Below are 18,917 nucleotides of genomic sequence, written 5' to 3' on the forward strand. Positions count from 1 at the left end.
TTAACTAAATAGTTATTTTAAGTATCTCGACCGCGCATGTGAGCGGACGACAGTCGAAGGCCCGACGAAAAAAAAACAACTCTTGTGCCTGCCCACGAGCGGCGCTTAAGGCAATGAAAGCTTGTCTATACCGACGGTAAAACGGTTTGGGTTTATCGGTCTGCGTTTATTCTCACAGAGGGGGCATGGGTATCAGTAGGCAGTCCAGCCACCGTCGGCGGTCAGCACGGTCCCGTTGACGAAGGCTGACTTTTCTGAAGCCAGAAATAAGGCCAGTTCTGCAATCGCCTCCGGGCTGGCCGAAACCGGAGCATTGCCCGTACCGGCGTTCATTCTTTCAAAACCGAATGGCTGGGGTTCCATGCCATAAGTGATATTGGTCTTTACACCTCCGGGTGCAATCGCATTACACCGTATGTTCTTCCCTGCATACTGGTATCCGATATTCCTGGTCAGGCCAATCAGCGCATGCTTGGAGGCGGTATAAGCCGCGCCCGCGCGCCCGCCACGCAAACCGCCGATCGACGCAATATTGACAATTATCCCTGACCCTTTTTTCAAAAAAAACTTAACGGCTTCTCTGCAGGTGAAAAAGGGGCCGTTTAGATTTGTGCCGAGCACTTTTTCCCATAATTCATCCGTGACATCAGCGACCGGGGTAAAATTATCCATGATCCCGGCGTTATTGATCAGGATGTCCAGGGTTGCATAAGTTTCCATGACATAGTTGATGACCTGTTTTACGTCCGTTTGGCTGGACATATCGGCTGCAAAGCATTTGACCGTCCCGCCTTTGGCGCTGATTTCGGCGGCAACGGCTTCCATGTTTTCCTGATGGATATCGGTTAATATGACTTTTGCGCCTTCTTCAGCGAAAAGTACTGCTATGGATTTCCCGATACCGGATCCGGTCCCGGTAACCAGGGCCACTTTTTGTCTTAGTAAATTCATAACTTTTAAATTAAGTCAATGCAAAGTTCCTTCACAGATAGGGTTTGAAATATGATTACGGTCATAAAAAAGCATGATAAAGAATCTAAAGACTACCGCTATATTATGTCGTACACCAGACCGCTTTTAAAAGGCTATTATCAGAAACCTAACCGGGCATATGCCTACGGAGTTCATTAACGGTTCCTCGCCTGATTTTTCATCATTGATGCCAGCCGGCGAAGTTGCATAGCCCAATAGACACGGAAAACCCCGGCAGCGATAATGGACAGTCCGCTGAAGAGGAAAATATTCTCAATGCCAATGATTGGACAGGCCAGCAGCAACGCTGCCATGAACACGACCACCAGGCCAGTGAATAATAAACGCCGCCAGTTGCCGAAACTGTAAGCGCGGACGTGAAGGGCGTCACCAATGGCCATACAGCCTTTATAGCATGTCCATAAGCCGATCACCAATGGCAGAAGAACAATAGTGATCAACGAATTATTAAACAGATATGCACCCGCAAAAAGGTCGAAGACCCCTGCAAGAAGCCACCAGCGCCAGCGTTTGCTTTCCAGGTTGGTCAGGGCAAACAAAATATCCAGAATACCGGTTCCGACAATGCCGATGGCAAATACCCAGCTTAACGTGAGGTATGATTGGAAGGGGGAGTCGATTATCCATATGCCCACGCTGATCAGTAATAAACCCGTAGCCAGTAATAACCACCAGTTCCGCAGGATATCGCGTATATCGTTAAAAAAATTAAATTTTATTTGTCGGGTATTTTCCGGTTCGGTTGTTTTCATCGCTAAGTCTTGATTTATTGTATAGCAGTTATTTATATTTTTTAGCATCATGCTGTCTTTACCGGTTTAAATTCACTACGATCCCGGGCTTGGGCTGTTCCGCTGTAGGATTTGTTGTCAAACTGACTAATATGCAGGCCTATTTTGTTTTATTAAACAATGTTAGGGCGCCCTGGCGTTATGAATTGCACTTAAGATGCCAAACAAATGAGTCCTGAACAGGAAAGTAGCATGTTTCTATGCCTGTCAGCCATCAGACCGCCTGCTTTGGAAACAGGAAGAAAACGATGATCAATAAAATGATCATGCGATGGTAATTAAGCCGGCCAGGAATCTATGTTTCCGGGCCCAGGCTAGCCGCCGCTTTCGTGGCTGGATAAATGTTGTCTCTTTCATGGTATCGCGAATCTTAATTAATCTAATTTCGCTATCCTGACGGGTTCGTACCATGATGCCTGTCACAATAACTTATGACGGTGATCAGTTACGGAAAGCTGTTAAAGAAAAGTACTTTTAAAACAAGCCCTGCAGGTTGAGTCTGGTCGAGCGATCATGGCTGTCAGCATCGTCAGGCAAATATTAGACTCGCACAATAACCGGCATATCCAGCGGATCGGGCAGTTAAAACAAACCCTGATTTTCCCATGCGCTAATAACTGAAATTACACAGATCGTCGTGGCCCAGGCGAAATAGTGAAGTGATTTTATAAAGCGGATTTCCAAATCTTAAAACTGTTCTCATAGCTGCCGTCGATATCCCGGATGATCAGTGACAAGTGTTCCCGCCGGACAGGAAAATGCTGGTCGACCGAACGATAGATCTGCTGGAGTAAATTTCCGAGGCGGTGTTCTACTTCAAAACGGGAGATAGAGACGATGATTTGGCCTGCCGCAGCCTGAACCGTACCGTTAGTTGCCAGTTCGCTTCTGATCAACCGGGCAACCGAAGCGCCCAGATCAGCGATTTGAGGAAGTTCAAGTGGGTTCATGTTTGATCCTTTAGCCCCGGCGTTAAAAATAAGCGGACTGCCGCCGGTTAAAGCCGGATCAAAAACCGAATAGCAGATTTTCTTGTAAAAAGGCCGCGGAGCTGTCACCGGGCTGTAGGTGCTGAACCTGATTTGCTGTTAGTAGCCTGAAAAAAGCTTCCCCATCGTACCTCATTCACTAATTAAATGGGCATCCAAATGGCTTTATTTCATGTTTTAGAAGTAATGCTGCGCAATAGCAATATAAGCACGGTCAAATTTTATCCATAACCAGCACCGCCGCGCCACTGATCTGCCCCGACCTGAATCTGGCAATCGCCTCGTTTGCCTCTGAGAGCTTGAAGAGCTGGGTTTGTGTATGTATTTCGATATCTTTCAGCACAGAGAAGAAATTCAGCCCGTCCTGCCGGGTAAGGTTGGCGACCGACTTCAGCGATCGTTCCCCCCATAGCAGATCGTAGGAAAAAGCGGGGATTTCGCTCATATGGATCCCGCCGCAGATCACCTGCCCGCCCTTGTCTACATCCTGCAAAGCTTTTGGAACCAGTTCACCGCCGGCGGCAAATATAATAGCCGCATCCAGCTTATCAGGCGCGCTTTCCGAGCTGCCGCCGGTCCAGTATGCCCCCATTTTACGGGCGAACTGCTGCGCCATGGTATCTCCATCACGTGTAAAAGCAAATACCTTTTTTCCCTGTGCGATGGCGATCTGGATCAGGATATGCGCTGCGGCACCGAAACCATAAAAGCCGATATTTTTAGCGGCTGGCGCGATCATATGATAAGAGCGGAAGCCGATCAGGCCAGCACAGAGCAGGGGTGCTGAGCCCGGCTGATGATAGCGCTCGTCGAGTACAAAACAAAAGCGGGCATCAGCCACCGTATACTCCGCGTAACCGCCGTCGATCGTATAACCGGTAAACAAAGGGTCGTCGCAGAGATTCTCCATACCCTGGAGACAAAATTTACAGCGGCCACAGGTTCGGCCCAGCCAGGGGACGCCGACCAGTTGCCCTAATTCCAGCCCTTTGACCCCGCTGCCTGTTTTGACAACCGTGCCTACTATCTCATGGCCGAGGATCAGCGGAAGTTTGGGCTGGTCCAGCTCACCGTCAAAAATATGCAGGTCGGTGCGGCAAATCCCGCAGGCCAGCACTTTTATAAGTACCTGTGTTTTGCCGGGTTGGGGAACAGGAACCTGTTTATATTCCATTGGCTTGCCCGGTTGGTTCAGTACCATGGCATGCATTTGATCGGGATATTTCATTGGCCTTTAAGGTTATCGTCTACAGGTAACAAGCGCCTCACCATTTTGTTATCAAAGTTACCGGGCGACGCAGCTTCGGTTCACCGTGATCGGAAACACCTGCCATAAATTCCCGGCCAGCATTTTTTGCGGGCTTTCTCCCCGCCCGGTTCCGTTAGGTTACCGCTCAGTCCTTATCCAGGAAAAGGCATCTCCGCTGCCAATAAAAGAGATCTTTCTAAGAGATTCACGCCATTAACTGAAAGAACTGTGCCACCCTTACGGAAAGGACCGGGGTCCGTGCCAGTTCAAAAGGCTCCTGTTGGCTCCTCAGTCTTTTCATTTTTCAGCTCGGGGGAGGCCGCCGGGTTGTTTAAACTGTCCGATAAAGCGGTGTTGTTCAGCTCAAGTCCGGTGAGCTCCCCCCTGAAATATTCATGATCGCCTGTTGGTAGATGCCAGGTCGCTTTAAAGGCAGACGGAAGCAGCAGGTCGCCCTGGCGGATATAGTTACCAACGCCGGCCGTCCAGCCATAGGCATGGTAATGGCCATTGTCCGTGTAAAAACGGTCATTCGTCTCAAAACTCCTGAACAGCCCTTTTTCGTCGAAACGAAACAAACCACTCACGGAGCTATGGCCGTCCCGCATCGTACCTTTTATGGTATGCTCATCCACCTGTTCCCAACTGGTATAGCTTTGCAGGGCATAAACCGGCAGGATCATTGTTTCAGCGAGCAGTGTAACCAGTTCAGCCTTGTCCATTTTTCTACCGTGGTTATCGGAAATTGTTAAACGACCGAATAGACGGATCAGCATGCTGCCTTTTCCATCCTGATATTTATCCCGTGCGCCGAAGTTCAGTAAGCCCCATAACCTGGTAGCCATCAGTACCAGCCTGGCCGGCTGCGGCACAAAATTAACCTGAAGGAACTCCGTTGGGAACCACTTGCCGCCCGGTCGAAATCTCAGGAAAGTGTTTTTCCAGATCATGCGACAGCAAACAACCGATTCCTGTCCGGCAAAGCCGCAGATCCGCAGGTGCTGCTGCAGCAATGCGGGCAGTTCCCCGGGCTTCCGTTCACCGGTGTGCGCCGGCAACAGCAAATACTTATTGGTTTCCGCGGCTAATTCGGCAGCGAACACTGCCTTCAAGGCGGCCGGCCAGAATTTATTTCTTTTCATGTGTCATTCTCCCTCGTAAATTACCCCGGAGGTCGGGGTTTCTTTTAGTTCAATCCTTTGAAGTCCGGGAATTTTATCCCTGAACTGCCGCCAAAGCCAGCACGCGACGTTTTCCGCTGTCGGATTCTCCAGGCCGGGTATGCGGTTTAAACAGGAATGATCCAGGCGGTCGATCTCCGGCTGACAGGCCGCCTTGATCTCGCTGAAATCGGTCACCCAGCCGACGATGTCCTGTATCGGGCCGCTTACAAAAACGGTGAGGTGATACGTATGGCCGTGTAAGGACCGGCATTTATGGCCTTCAGGGACATACGGTAAAAAATGTGCGGCGTCAAAAGTAAATTGTTTGTATACGATCATTTGTGTTGCGTTAAGTACAGTCTATCAGGGGACCGGACGATGCAAACAAAAATGCAGGTTGGCTGGCAGCTGAAAAATGTTCCCGGTCACCGTATGCCGTTTTTTTTTGGTTTTATAGATGGGTTTTGCGGTAGAAGGTCATTTTCATAAATGACCGGGGTCACTTTTTAGGCCTGCCCAATTACGGATTTTTACGGTCAATAAATCAGCACTGTAATGAAAACAATTCTTCTGGCCACCGATTTCTCAGCAAGCGCAAAAGACGCTGCCCGGTATGGTTTTGACCTGGCCTGCCGGATCAAAGCAAAAGTAATTATCATTAACGCGATGATCATCACGGCAGAAGTCCCGCAACCGGGCTTCGCTGCCTGGCCCGGTGGAGAATTCGATAGCCTGCTGCAGGATTACGTCAATGAACTTCAGGACTTCAAAACGGAGCTGGAATCCGGATTGGCGCCGGACGCTTATCACCCGCCGGTGCAGTGTATCAATGAAGCGGGCAGACTTACCGATGTAATTAGCAAAGCCGTCGCGGAAAACAACGCCGATCTCGTGGTGATCGGCACGCATATGGGCGGCCTGATGAGTAGTTTGCTGGTGGGGAATCATGCCGGGCAACTGATAGATGCCACGACCGGCCCTTTGCTCATTGTTAAACCCGGAACAGTATTTAAACCCGTGAAAAAGATCGCTTTCGCAACCGATTTTAACAACCCGGAAAAAGACCTGGCGATTATATATTCCCTGATCCCGTTCGCAAAACTGCTCAATGCCGAGATCCTGCTGGCTCATGTAACCGATCAACAGGAAGAGGAGGAGCAGGACCGGCTGCAGAAAACGCTGGCCGAATACCTTGTCGAACTTTCCAACCGGGCAGATTATCCGCATATCTACTATCGTCTGATCCATAATGCGAGGACCGAAGCCGGCCTGGTCTGGCTGTGTGAGCACGGACAGGTCGATATGCTGGCGATGGCACACCATTCCAGAAATATTTTTGCGGAGTATTTCGGCCATAGTCATACCAAGAATATGAATAAGTTATCGGCCCTGCCATTATTGGTATTTCCGTTGACCGTTGATTGATACTTCCACACTTAAACTATTAATTATGAAAATCCCTACCGATAGCGAGCTGGAAACCGAATTACAGGAAATGTATATGCAGGCCACACATGAACTCGCAGCGCTTTTCAACATCATTCGCACGACTAAGAACGAATTATTTAATTACACGGAACCGATCATGTCGCCCGTGCGCAGCCCGAGGGCCTAACCTGATACATATGAGAACCATTGCAGTCTTAACAGATCTTTCCAAAAACGCGGAGCACGCGACACAGTTCGCTCTGCATATCGCTAAGAAGATGAAAGCGAAAATCCTTTTGTTCCAGGTAAGCAAGGAGCCAGTTGGCAGGCAACTGGTATTGGCGGGAATGCCTGAAAGTTACCCGGATCATGAACCATCGCTGGCCGAATACGGCAACCGGATGGTCCGCCTGGCAACTGCCCGGACCTTCGCGGACGCTGATGTGCCGGAAGTGTCGGCTGACCCCGCCAGCACGGAGATCGTTGATGTGATGACGACGATCATGGGGATGGAGGAGATCTGCCTGATCGTTACCGCGCCGGGAACAGCGGGCGATCTGGCGGCCTATATACTCAGTGATGAGTGTAACCGGATCATTGACTGGGCAAGGGTACCGGTGCTGCTGGTCCCGGAATCGACCCCGCTGCGTTACCCCGAAAAGATCGTATTCGCCTCGCAATTGCATGAAGAGGATATTAACGCCGTCGCGGAACTCGGTAGTTTAATGGAAAATTTTGCCGCCGAGCTGATGGTAGCTCACCTGAATACCGACCCTTCAGACGCAGGCATTCGCCAAAAGGAGGACCAGCTTAACCGTGACCTGTATAAAAAACTTAACTGTGGCGGGGTTTATTTCCGCAGCATACCGGACCTGGGCCGTAAAAAGAGCTGGGACTGGCTTAACGCCAATAAACGGACGGAGCTACTGGCCGTGATGCAACAGCCCAGAGAACAGATGAGCAAATTCTTTAAAAGAGGGCAAAACGAATCCGTTACTTACCATCTCACGCTGCCGGTAATGGTGCTGCCTAAAAGGCCGTAATATAGTGATTCATCTGTACCAGAACCCTGGTTATAACCAACTGATTTACAGCTTATAAAAATTGTAATTACGATAGGTGTCCTTTTAGGTGGCAAGTTATTCTAACGAGTGTACTTAACATGAACCTCGCCGCAGCGCTTAATATGTCAGCGCACTATTTGAGTGATATGCTTCGTACGCTGACCGGGCAAAATCCACAGCAGCATATCCATGCTAAACTGATCGACAAATCCGGGTCTGAATATTTACTACCGCTAAATTTAGTAATTCAAAAGCCTGGGGTACATGGAAGAAGCAAAGCTCGACTTATTTACCGACTAATAGCAAAGGCGAGAAAAACTAATACAAGCTTGGTGAGGGCAATTGGGGTCCGGTCTAATGCTTATACGACGGCCGTTAAACTTTATGCCGGCTTACGAAAAAGTAAGTGGCGGCGATTATGAAAATGGATTGAATGCTTTATCCATTAGAAAAATAACATTCATTGATGATAATTGAAATAATATTTATTATAAAAAGGATCGATCTTTCCTATAGTTAGAAAAGTAACACTGTGACTGAAGTTTGCTTTCTTGCTTTATAGCCGGAACCTAAAAATTATCAGACGAAATAATACCGATTACCCAAGCATTAAAATCTACCCCCTCATTAATAACACCTCCGGCCACAATGTTATTTTTAAGCCCTTGAGCGATGAAATAAAAAGCATCTCCACCACCACCGCCGAAGGTTTTCTGCGATTGAATATCTCCGGAGTCGGTTAATTTAACCAGCCAGCCATCTCCGGTTTGAAAATTGGTGCCATTTGTAACGTCGCCATCCTGGCTATTGGTTTGGCCAGCTAATAGGAACCCGCCTTTTTGCATTGCGATTACCGAACTGAAAAGGTCGCCTCCTGTTCCTCCTGCAGATTTCTGCCAGATCTTTTTGCCACTCATGTCCACCTTAATCACCCATGCGTCATAACGACCGCCATGAAAACCCGCCACATCTCCATTGCTACTATAAGTTGTCCCTGCAATTATTATCCCCCTATTTTTATCGAGAGCGAGCGAGTTTCCTTCATCTAACAAAGAGCCACCATATTTCTGTTGGCAAGTAATATTTCCATCTTTATCAACTTTGGCGAGCCAAACATCTCCTTTAGAGATAGGATCACTTTCATAAGGCTGCCCAAAGGTTCCTACAAGCCATAAATTTCCGTTTTTTTCTTCAACTACCTGTTGAAATCTGTCACTATCTACACTACCAATAGATTTTTCCCACAGCACACTACCTAAATTAGTTAGTTTGCAATACCAACCATTATAAGTGCTATTAGTAATCCAAACCTTGCCAGCTAGCACATAATCGCCGGATTTTGTTTGGATAATCGAATTTGCCTGCCGTAACCCGCTATTTGGAGAATCATTTGGTATAACTTTAGACCATTCTATAACTCCCTGGCTATTCAATTTCACGATCCACAAGGTTGACTGTGTTAACATTAGCCCGGCAAGATCGCCGTCACTGCTTTCAGAAGATCCGGTGAAGATATAACCCCCATCTTCGGTAGCAGCAATGCCGGTGATCTCATCGCTGTTTGAACCACCGAAGCACTTTGCCCAAATTTTATTCCCATTTTTATCAATTTTAATGAGAAGGCCGTCGTATAAGCCATGATTACCGAGGATGTCGCCATCGTTGCTTAAAGTTCGGCCGGCTATAACATAGCTGCCATCTTTTGATGTGGCTATTGCTGTAGCGATGTCCTCTTTTGAACCTCCAAAATTTTTATTAAAATCAGCAGTTTTTAAGTTAGATGCTTCAACCTCGCTGACTGTTTTTTTGTCGTTCAGGTGAAGATTTTCTTTTGTACATGATGCCGAAAGAATAATTATAAATGACCAAATAAAAACTAGTGGATTTTTCATAAGATAGGGGTTTAAAAATGAGATTTAAAAACTATTGAGATCAACAACATGCATTGTATTAACCTATGCATCTGCTTGTCGTAAGTTTGGTTTCTTTAAGCCAGCTTTAAAAACCAATTTTATAAATTAGAAAATCATCAGATCGCTTATAGATGAATTAAAGATTGTTCACAATTGAAGATAAATGGAACTGAATAATTAAAATATGATAACTTTCATGTTTGCAGCTGATTGTTGTCAGCAAAGAAGTGACAATTAAAGGTAAATTAAATACTTTCAGGAGGTCATTTCCACTGATGGTACCAACGACCTACACATTTGACTAAACTCAAGTTATTTTAAAGAGGCGATATCTTTCGTATATATCTGAAATACTGTTCAGATATATAGATGTCGTTGTTGTGAACGGCAATTTGGCTGATAGCACCAAACCGCGCCGAAAGTGCCGGTCCGTTAACATTGCCGAACGTTTGAGAACCTGCAATGGTTGTCACCTGATGAGTAGTTAAATCTATAGAACGGACAGCAAAGCCGTCTGCAACAACTAAAGTGTTACTATCAGCAACTGCTATATCCTGCAGCGATGTAAATTTAGCGTTACTGCCAATTCCGTCGGCAAAACCTTTGGTAGAACCCGCGATAGTACTTACAGTGCCATCAGGGGTGATCTTTCTGATGCGAAAGTTATAGAAATCGGTAACATATAAATTGCCATCATCATCTATAGCGATGTTTGTAGGGCGATTAAACGTTGCATCAGCGCCTTTCCCATCTTTATACCCTGTTCTTAGTGTTTGGCCAGCAAATTCGGTTGTTATGCTGTTTGTGGCACGTTTGATAATGGTATTAGCATTTCCGTCAATTAAATAAATCGTCCCATCTGAGGCAACAGCAAAATCATAAATACTAATAAATACATATGGTATTCTGGCACCATTTATTCCAATTCTGCAAAATTCGAGACGCGGCTGTATTTGGTCATCAAGCGTAATTCTCCTGATTTTTTGGTTGTTGGGTTTCGAGCCATATTCCAGAAAATATACCGAACCATCACTTGTAGAAGTTATTGCGCCAGGGCTATTAAGTTGTTTAAATACAAGGGTACTTACTAAACCTTCAGGCGAAATTTTTCTGATGTTGCTGTAATGTCCAACGGTGCTTAAATTAGCCCCATCAGTGATATAAAGAGCCCCTGTTGGCGTCGAGGTGATGCCATACGGTGATGCGAATTTAGCCAATAGCCGCGGGCCGTCTGTAAATCCGTACTCTTGATTTTCAACACCTGCATACAAAGAAACTACTAACGGCCCCGTGAATTTACCCATGGCGGCGGAAACCACTTCTTTTGCATTTTCATTGGTGTTTATCTGTTCCTTTTTGCATGAGTATATGGAAAGTAAAGTTGCGATCCATAGGATGGCAACAAGGGCACTTTTTAATATTTTCATAACAATGAGCTTAAGTCATATTTAAAAATATGACCTAATGTATTATTAAATAAACTATTAGGTAATAGTTAATTTGAAATTGTAAAGTATGTGAGAAAAAACTACTGTTCTTGTGATGTGGTATGTGATATAAGTGCCGCGAAGGTAAAAGTAATGGTATGCATTACCCTTTTAATCCCGAAAAAAGGGTAGGGCAATTGTCGGCTTCTGGTCATTGATTTAAAACGGCACTTAATCAAATAGCCCCAGAAGAGATCGCTGTTATTTCCGGCTTATCATATTCTGTTGTCCGGTTCCCCATTGGATGCAGTAGCTATATAAATTACAAGAACTCATGTTACAGTCGTTGGTAAAACTAAACCAAAACATTAAGCGTAGCAATGACCGAATGACCGGATTTTAGTGATAATAAACATTTTTATTAGTCATTTATCTATTAGGTTTAGCTATCGTAAACAATTTGCTCAATGAAGGATTCGTCTATTTCATTATTTGATACCATCAGTACGATCGGGGGTAATCTATCAACTGAAAGTGAATTAAACCTGCATCGCGGAAAGGTTGTCGAATATATTGCACGTCGTCACCCGATGGGCCTTAGTGCGATCTGCCGCAAGCTTGGTATCAGCAGGCGGACACTTTATAACTGGTTTGAAAAGGAGGCACTGCCTCACTATGTGATAGCTCAACTTGGAAGTGTAATTGATCATGATTTTACCGTAGAATTTCCGGGCGAAGCTTGTAAAGTGAAAAGACCTGATAATGATCACGCGATAGGAGATATTTGCGATATAGAAGAAGAAGCCCAGGTTCATTTTTGGATGAATAAGTATATTGACCTGCTGGAAAAATTTAACCAGAGCTTGCTGTTAAAACATGAGAGTAATACTCAGAAGGAATCATCAGACACCTGAGAGAGGGGAAGAAATCCTATTATTCATTCAATTTGTAGCAATCGAATTTCGTCCCGAAATAAATTTCTAACTTTTTATCGTTGATTAATTGTTTGATGACATGTTGTAGATCACCAGCCTTTGCGAGCCTAAGCTGGCGCCTGGTGAAAACAGGGAAGATATAATAGTTGCAATTTTTAGTTGTTTGACAACTATCATATTTTGAGTTGACTTTGCTCATTCACCGAAATTGTAAAACAGCGTACTTTGTACTTAGAATCATCTAATTATTAAATAAAAATATTGGGAAAATATGAAAACTGACATTCAAATTCAAAGAGATGTGATGGACGAGCTAAAGTGGCAACCCTTTCTACGTTCATCTGAGATTGGGGTTGCCGTAACCAATGGTGTGGTAACTTTATCAGGCCAGGTTGATAGTTATGCGAAAAAACTGGATGCTGAAAAAGCGGTCAAAAAAGTGGGGGGTGTAAAAGCCCTTGCGGAGGATCTGCAGGTGGGCGTATCGCCAGGGTATCGAAAAACAGATACCGAAATTGCCGAAGCCGTATTACATGCGTTAAGATGGCAAAGTGCTGTCGAACAGGAACTGATTAAAATTAAAGTAGAAGACGGTTGTGTAAAACTGGAAGGAGAGGTGGAATGGGCTTATCAGAGAGCAATAGCTGAAACTGCCATTAAACAGCTGGATGGTGTACGCGCCATTTATAATTTAATCAGAGTTAAACCTGTTATTACTGCGTATGACCTCGAGAAAAGCATATCTGCTGCGTTTGAGCGCCATGCGACTATAGATGCTTCAAAGATTACCGCTCAGGTTATTGAAGGGAAAGTGAAGTTGCGCGGGATCGTTCGTTCCCTGACGGAAAAAGAAGATGCTGAAAGTATCGCCTGGAAGGCACCGGGAGTGGTTTCAGTCAGGAATGATCTGGTAATTGAAGAACCTGAATTTGCCTTTTAAAACGTAAAATGAGAACGTTTTTTAACATGCGGCCTCTGTTTTTTACATGGAGATATTGCAAAGGCATTAGCCTGGTCAGGAAGCTTAAGAAATAAAACCAATGCATAGCTGTCAACGGCCCGGGTAGATTTGAGAACGGAGATGCTGCAGCCTTCGTCCTGCCTATAAGGCTTGTTCCGGCCTCCCAGCATTATTTCAATCGAAAGGATATGCTACCCGTTTAAAGTTAAGCCAAGACGCCTAATATGTATTCCGAAAACCAAACAACGATAAATAAGCCTCTTTGGGAATAGGATTATGAAAGACCGTGCTGCAGCTAAGCGTGAACAGGCGGCATTCCAATCGAATGCCGCCTGTTCACGTTAAAAAACCTGCATTAAATTTCTATACCCTGTAACAGCCGGGAGGAGTGGGTAAGATCATTCATCCAGTCTTTGACCAGCCGGGAGGTTTGAGTGGCAGAAGCGCCGAATAAGGCCTGGTAATAATCGATCCCTTCCTGAAGCTGGGCTTTGAATTTGTTTAATTGTTTGCGTTTTTTATCGCTGAGCTCCTGCAGCTGCGATTGCAGGTCCTTCTGTAAGTATTCGATGTAGAGGTTTAACTCCTTAATGAACATATGCGGGCGTTTGACCTTGTCCAGCAGGTCCGCAGCACCATATATATGCTGCACCATTTCCTCTAAAGAGTATGTCCGCGAAAAGTAGGCCAGGTTCGGACCCGGGCAAATTGCAACGGCTTTATTTTCCCTGGGTTTCAGGATATCATACTTGATATAGGCAGAAGCGCAAAGTCCTTCACACAGGCAAATCTTTTCCACCACGGTTTGGTAAGCCTGTGCGTATTCGGCCTCCGGCAAACCGGCAGACGCCAGTTGCCTGAGTTTCAGGTTTTGGTATTCACGGGAGGCCGTACAGATCGGCTTTTCGGTAAACTCCGTATCCGTACACAGGTATTTCTTGGTGCAGGGGCTGCCCGGGCGCTTGAGTTCCAGGCGTTTCAGCCGCTGCGTTTCCGCCGTGCTCTTTTTGAAATTATTAAACAGGATACCCAGGGGGGAGGCGTTACTGACATAATAATCTTCCCGGGTGGCATTTTCCAGTTCATAAAGGGTATCCTTATCCACGTTGGTGACTTCAGGCACCAGCAGGAAGGGGCTGCCCCATCCCGTGGTATCTACATGGTAATGATCCCGCAAAAAAATGTTTTCAGCGGCCGTACCGATCCCACCCTGGACGGACAGGCGTTGTTCCGGGGCCGCTAAGCAGGTGCGGCCCTTGCCGGTCAGTGCCTGGCTGTAACTTTGGAAAAGCTCCGCCGCCATTTCCTGGCGTTTCTGTTTGAATTCTTCCAGGATCGGGCCCAAAAGGAAACCTTCTGTAGCAAAAGCGTGCCCGCCGCAGTTCAAACCGGATTCTATGCGGAATTCGGATACCCAGATGCCCTTTTTCGCCAAAAACTTAGCCTGGATAAACGCGGAGCGAAAATCACTGACCTTAAGGATGACCTTTTTGCGGATATCGCCCTGTTTATCCGGATAAAAATCTACAAACGATTCCAGGTAGCTGTAAAGCCTGGGATTCAACCCGGCCGACATGATTACCGAAGAGTTCAGGGTGCTCAATGCAAATCCACGAAGTGCGGCCAGCGCGTCGGTATTGAGTTCGCCGCTGGGATCACCTGCAGCGGTATAATTCATTTTGTCTACTTTGGACATAATATTTACGTCGATAGCGCCCGGTACCATTTCGTTTTTCAACCTGGTCTGAAATAATGCTTTTTGGGTACCCTCCGGGTAATCCAGCATCAGATCATAGCCCTGCCTTAACCGGCTGTTTTCCGGCAGCAGCTCGAAATACCGGCAGAGATCGTTACCATGTTCAAAGGGCAGCGCTTTTAATTCGTTGAATTGCCGGCTGATCAACCGGTCCACGAGGTTCAGGTACTCGGTGATCCTGCGGGCGCGCGCGTCGTCATCATTTTTTAAGATCGGTTTAAACGGCTCGCCGTTAAGCTGCGCATGATATTGGCGCATCCTTTCGATGAGGTCGTCATCGACAATGGACATGGCAGAAGAGATCCCGTAACGGGCGACCTTCAAAGGGGTATCAATGGAATATCCTAATCCCAGTACCGGGATATGAAAAGTATGGCTCATAGTGTTATTGTTAATGATTTCAGAAATGGGTTCAGGTGATTTGTTGATTAGCCCTCAGGCAGTTCTCAGTCAGGATGGCCCGGGGAAAGAGGATATTATTTTCCAGGTGCAGATGCAGCAAGGTGTCTGCTTCATATTCGGCCAGCAATTTGTAGAGTATCGCGCAGGTACTGGTGGTATAGGGTGGCGCCGTATAATTATTGGTCATTCTCCTGATCCGTACCAGGGCAGCGACGATCTGTTCGCCTTCCGTTTTGATAGTGCCGACAGGACCGGCCACCGGCCCGAATACCGCCGGTTTTAGGTTTGTGCCCTTCACCATTGCCTCATGCAGCTCAATGATGTAAGGGAACAGGTCCAGTTCCTCTTGCCGGCCCTTTAGTTCGAGCCGTTTGCCCGTAGTTTCAAAAATTCCGGCGACGTCCCTGACCTCCGGATTGCGGGCGTAATTGGATTCTGCTACTTTACCCGCCAGCTCCGTGATGAACTTTGTCTGGCCGCTAACAAAGCGGTGATGCAGCTGCATGATATAATTGGTCAGGAATGCCATGTCCCAGCCCAGGAAATCCATTTCCTTTTTTTGTGGCTGACGGTCTATCTTTTCCCATTCCTGCAATACAGCGTTGAGCTCATCGTCTTTTCCGCTAAAGACCTGTCCCAGGGTCCTGTTCCCCCCGCAACTGTAATCCACCCCGAGGCTGGCCAGGGCCCGTGACTTGCGGTAGTCGTGCGCGACGATATGCCCGACAATTCTTTCCTTTGTATCTCCCGGTGCTTTGATCATCTCTTTTCTATTCCTTCGTGCCGCAATGGAGGAGCGTCCGGCTGATGTAATCTTACATTGAAGCCGGTCAGCAATCCATCCGGATATTTGTTGTTATGGCGTTTAACTGCAAAACTACCGGTCAGGGGTTCTTAAATAAATGACGAAGGTCATAAACCCGCCCGGCCGGCATTTTTTTTGCGGGAGATGGTTCAGCCGGAAGTTTGCAGCCGTGTTTGTTTCATCTGAAGGGATATTTTTATCAAGGGTACAGATCACCACCCGGAATACCGGCTGTTCCGGCCTCTGCAACGAAATCACACCGTTGAAACGGGTCAGCCTCCCGGCAGACAAGGACATACCACCGTATGATCCAGGCTGAAAAATGACGCAGATCACTTTTTTTCAGAACCGGTATCATTCCCCCCGCCGGGGCAAACCGGCAATTTTGGAGCATTAAATTCAAAAAAATGCCGGAAACCCTGACGCCTACGAAAACCAACTGCTACCATTGCGGTGAGGAATGTCTGACGAATGCCTATCAGAAAGACCAGAAACAATTTTGCTGCCAGGGCTGCCGGAGTGTTTATACCATCCTTTCCGGGGCCGGGCTTTGCAGTTACTATAATTATAATGAGCATCCCGGCACAACGCGGCTGCGGAACGACAAACGGTATGATTACCTGAGCGACCCGGCGATCCTGGCAGAACTGCTGGATTATTCGGACGGGCGTTTATCCATCATCACGCTGTATATCCCGCAGATCCATTGCAGTTCCTGCCTGTGGTTGCTGGAACAGTTAAACCGCTTTAATCCGGCTATTCATTATTGCAGGGTTGATTTTCTGAAAAAACAGCTGATCGTCCGCTTTGATGCGGAAAAGATCAGCCTGCAGCAGCTGGTTGAATTGCTGAACGACATCGGCTACGAGCCGTTGATCAGCCTGCAGGATATCATAAAAAAACAAAATAAGGCGGTGAAGGGCAACCTGATACAAAAGATCGCAGTAGCGGGTTTCTGCTTTGGCAATGTTATGCTGCTCAGTTTCCCCGAATACTTCGGCCTGTCGGCCATCGAACAGGATTTTAAAACCTTTTTTGGCTATCTGAACATTTTATTTGGTATCTCCGTGGTGTTTTACAGCGGCTGGGGTTACTTCTTGTCCGCCTGGCACAACATCAGGAGCAGGATACTGAACATTGATTTTCCTTTGGCACTGGGCATTGCTGTACTGTTCATACGTACCGTTGCGGAGATCCTTACCCATAGTGGTGCCGGTTTTGCGGATACGCTGTGCGGACTCGTGTTTTTCCTGCTGGTCGGAAAGTTCGTGCAGCAAAAAACTTACCACCATATTTCATTCGAGCGGGATTACCGTTCTTTTTTTCCGGTTGCCGTACAGGTAATCAGGGAGGGAAGAGAAAAACCGGTACCCCTGGCGCACCTGTGCACCGGGCATCGCATGGTCATCCGGCACAACGAGATCATTCCGGCCGACGCTATCCTGTTAAAAGGCGAGGCGCTGATCGATTTTAGCTTTGTTACGGGCGAAGCCGTTCCGGTCAGTAAAACCTTAGGCGAGATTATCTACGCCGGCGGACGGCAGACCGGCGAGGCTATTGAACTGGAAGTGATCAAGCCGGTATCGCAGAGTTATCTGACACAGTTATGGAACAACGAAGCTTTTACGCGCAAGCAGGATACCCGCATGAAGACCTTTAATGAAAGGGTAAGCAAATATTTTACCATTGTGCTGGTAGCGATCGCCACGGGTGCATTGCTCGCCTGGATGCCGTTTGATTTCCGGCGCGGCATTGACGCTTTCACGGCCGTATTGATCGTTGCCTGTCCCTGCGCCCTGGCGCTGAGCACCCCCTTTACGATGTCCGCCGCGCTCAGTATTTTTGATCGCAACCTCTTTTATCTGAAAAATACCGCGGTGGTAGAACAACTCGCCCGGATCGATACGCTTGTTATGGATAAAACCGGCACGATCACGACGGGCAGCAGTAAAAGGATAGATCTGGATGGTGAACTGAACGTCGCAGAACGGCAGCTGATCTACAGTGTCTGCGCCAATTCGATCCATCCGCTGAGCCGTATGATCTGCCATTACTTCGGCGACCTGGACAAAATCAGCACGAGCGGCTACCGGGAGATCCCGGGCAAAGGCATTGCCGCCATGGTCGGCGGCTACCGGGTCCGTGTGGGCAGCGACGAATTCATCTTCGGGCAGGCTAATCCCGGTAATCTGACGACACGGGTCCACCTGATGATCGACGAAATTTACCTCGGGTATTTCGGATTTCACCATGATTACCGCGCGGGCCTGGAGCAGGTCACCGGGCTGGCACCGGACTATAAGCTGTATCTTTTATCCGGTGATCAGGATCATGAACGGACGGAATTACTCCGGTTTTTTCCGGACAACGGTCATTTGTTCTTCAGCCAGTCGCCGCAGCAAAAGCTGGACCGTATCCGGCAACTGCAGGAACAGGGGCTCAAGGTGATGATGCTGGGCGACGGGCTGAATGATTCCGGCGCTTTGAAACAAAGCGACCTGGGCGTTGCAGTGACGGATAACGTGAACAACTTTTCGCCGGGCAGCGACGCGATCATGGATGGGAGGGCATTTCCTAAATTGCCGGCCTTCCTGCGCTTTTCAAAGGATACGGTAAGGATCATTCATTTGTCGTTCCTGATCTCACTGACCTATAATGTCATCGGTCTCAGCTACGCTGTTACCGGAACATTGTCTCCGCTGATCGCCGCGGTGCTGATGCCGCTCAGTACGGCGACCATCATTTCATTTACCACGCTGGCCACCCATTTTGCCGCCAAAAAAAGAGAATTATTATGAGCATTATTTATTTCCTGATCGGCTGCAGTGTGCTGCTGGCCCTGGTTTTCCTGGGTGCATTTTTCTGGGCCCAGCGGAGCGGGCAGAATGACGACCTCTATACACCGGGCATGCGCATCCTGCTGGATGATGAAGAAGAGAACCGGGTTAAAAAATGATCAGCATCACAAATCCGGCCGACGGTTATCATTCTGTAATCCGTGCCGCCTGAATAGTTTTACACCCAATAAACAGCAATACATA

The 18,917-nt window shown here is 47.2% G+C and carries 17 protein-coding genes; 7 read left to right on the forward strand and 10 right to left on the reverse strand.

The window, feature by feature from the left end; translation table 11 throughout:
• Positions 1-192: 192 nt before the first annotated feature.
• The 6 genes from NPE20_RS14530 to queD all read right to left on the reverse strand — a co-directional run bounded on the left by NPE20_RS14530 (position 193) and on the right by queD (position 5,524).
• Positions 193-951, reverse strand: a complete 759-nt coding sequence (locus NPE20_RS14530) for a glucose 1-dehydrogenase (RefSeq protein WP_256539390.1) — start codon at positions 949-951, stop codon at positions 193-195.
• Between the two features lie 176 nt (positions 952-1,127).
• Complete coding sequence (locus tag NPE20_RS14535; protein WP_256539391.1) at positions 1,128-1,745, reverse strand: HdeD family acid-resistance protein; 618 nt, start codon at positions 1,743-1,745, stop codon at positions 1,128-1,130.
• 704 nt (positions 1,746-2,449) lie between these two features.
• On the reverse strand, positions 2,450-2,842 hold the full coding sequence (locus NPE20_RS14540; protein ID WP_256539392.1) for a hypothetical protein: 393 nt from the start codon (positions 2,840-2,842) through the stop codon (positions 2,450-2,452).
• Between the two features lie 145 nt (positions 2,843-2,987).
• Positions 2,988-4,001 carry a zinc-dependent alcohol dehydrogenase family protein gene (locus NPE20_RS14545; protein WP_256539393.1) on the reverse strand — a complete coding sequence of 338 codons (1,014 nt, stop codon included), beginning with the start codon at positions 3,999-4,001 and terminating at the stop codon, positions 2,988-2,990.
• Positions 4,002-4,288: 287 nt separating this feature from the next.
• Positions 4,289-5,164: a DUF6544 family protein gene (locus NPE20_RS14550; protein WP_256539394.1), complete on the reverse strand. Its 876-nt coding sequence runs from the start codon at positions 5,162-5,164 to the stop codon at positions 4,289-4,291.
• A gap of 3 nt (positions 5,165-5,167) precedes the next feature.
• Positions 5,168-5,524: a 6-carboxytetrahydropterin synthase QueD gene (gene queD, locus NPE20_RS14555; RefSeq protein WP_256539395.1), complete on the reverse strand. Its 357-nt coding sequence runs from the start codon at positions 5,522-5,524 to the stop codon at positions 5,168-5,170.
• Positions 5,525-5,740: 216 nt separating this feature from the next.
• Between queD and NPE20_RS14560 the strand changes: the two genes are divergently transcribed.
• The 3 genes from NPE20_RS14560 to NPE20_RS14570 are packed head-to-tail and all read left to right on the forward strand — an operon-like array spanning position 5,741 to position 7,656.
• Complete coding sequence (locus NPE20_RS14560) at positions 5,741-6,610, forward strand: universal stress protein (protein ID WP_256539396.1); 870 nt, start codon at positions 5,741-5,743, stop codon at positions 6,608-6,610.
• A gap of 25 nt (positions 6,611-6,635) precedes the next feature.
• Positions 6,636-6,800, forward strand: a complete 165-nt coding sequence (locus NPE20_RS14565; RefSeq protein WP_256539397.1) for a hypothetical protein — start codon at positions 6,636-6,638, stop codon at positions 6,798-6,800.
• A 10-nt stretch (positions 6,801-6,810) separates the two neighbouring features.
• Positions 6,811-7,656: a universal stress protein gene (locus tag NPE20_RS14570; RefSeq protein WP_256539398.1), complete on the forward strand. Its 846-nt coding sequence runs from the start codon at positions 6,811-6,813 to the stop codon at positions 7,654-7,656.
• A 590-nt stretch (positions 7,657-8,246) separates the two neighbouring features.
• Here the strand turns inward: NPE20_RS14570 and NPE20_RS14580 are convergent.
• Together NPE20_RS14580 and NPE20_RS14585 are read right to left on the reverse strand one after the other, a co-directional pair.
• Entirely contained in the window at positions 8,247-9,569 is a 1,323-nt protein-coding gene (locus NPE20_RS14580; protein WP_256539399.1) for a hypothetical protein, read from the reverse strand.
• 338 nt (positions 9,570-9,907) lie between these two features.
• Positions 9,908-11,017 carry an NHL repeat-containing protein gene (locus NPE20_RS14585; RefSeq protein WP_256539400.1) on the reverse strand — a complete coding sequence of 370 codons (1,110 nt, stop codon included), beginning with the start codon at positions 11,015-11,017 and terminating at the stop codon, positions 9,908-9,910.
• 467 nt (positions 11,018-11,484) lie between these two features.
• Here NPE20_RS14585 and NPE20_RS14590 point away from each other — a divergent pair, with 467 nt between their 5' ends.
• On the forward strand, positions 11,485-11,931 hold the full coding sequence (locus NPE20_RS14590; RefSeq protein ID WP_256539401.1) for a helix-turn-helix domain-containing protein: 447 nt from the start codon (positions 11,485-11,487) through the stop codon (positions 11,929-11,931).
• Positions 11,932-12,223: 292 nt separating this feature from the next.
• Complete coding sequence (locus tag NPE20_RS14595) at positions 12,224-12,892, forward strand: BON domain-containing protein (protein ID WP_256539402.1); 669 nt, start codon at positions 12,224-12,226, stop codon at positions 12,890-12,892.
• 376 nt (positions 12,893-13,268) lie between these two features.
• Here NPE20_RS14595 and NPE20_RS14600 read toward each other — a convergent pair whose 3' ends face one another.
• Both NPE20_RS14600 and NPE20_RS14605 read right to left on the reverse strand, forming a co-directional pair.
• Positions 13,269-15,050, reverse strand: coding sequence for a hypothetical protein (locus NPE20_RS14600; RefSeq protein WP_256539403.1), 1,782 nt, complete (start codon positions 15,048-15,050; stop codon positions 13,269-13,271).
• A 31-nt stretch (positions 15,051-15,081) separates the two neighbouring features.
• On the reverse strand, positions 15,082-15,834 hold the full coding sequence (locus NPE20_RS14605) for a DUF542 domain-containing protein (RefSeq protein WP_256539404.1): 753 nt from the start codon (positions 15,832-15,834) through the stop codon (positions 15,082-15,084).
• A 449-nt stretch (positions 15,835-16,283) separates the two neighbouring features.
• Between NPE20_RS14605 and NPE20_RS14610 the strand changes: the two genes are divergently transcribed.
• Complete coding sequence (locus NPE20_RS14610; RefSeq protein ID WP_256539405.1) at positions 16,284-18,674, forward strand: heavy metal translocating P-type ATPase; 2,391 nt, start codon at positions 16,284-16,286, stop codon at positions 18,672-18,674.
• Entirely contained in the window at positions 18,671-18,832 is a 162-nt protein-coding gene (ccoS, locus tag NPE20_RS14615; protein ID WP_256539406.1) for a cbb3-type cytochrome oxidase assembly protein CcoS, read from the forward strand. Before NPE20_RS14610 ends, ccoS begins: the two co-directional genes overlap by 4 nt.
• The last annotated feature ends 85 nt before the right edge of the window (positions 18,833-18,917 follow it).

This window comes from Mucilaginibacter aquariorum, assembly GCF_024498135.1.
Classification (GTDB): Bacteria; Bacteroidota; Bacteroidia; order Sphingobacteriales; family Sphingobacteriaceae; genus Mucilaginibacter; species Mucilaginibacter aquariorum.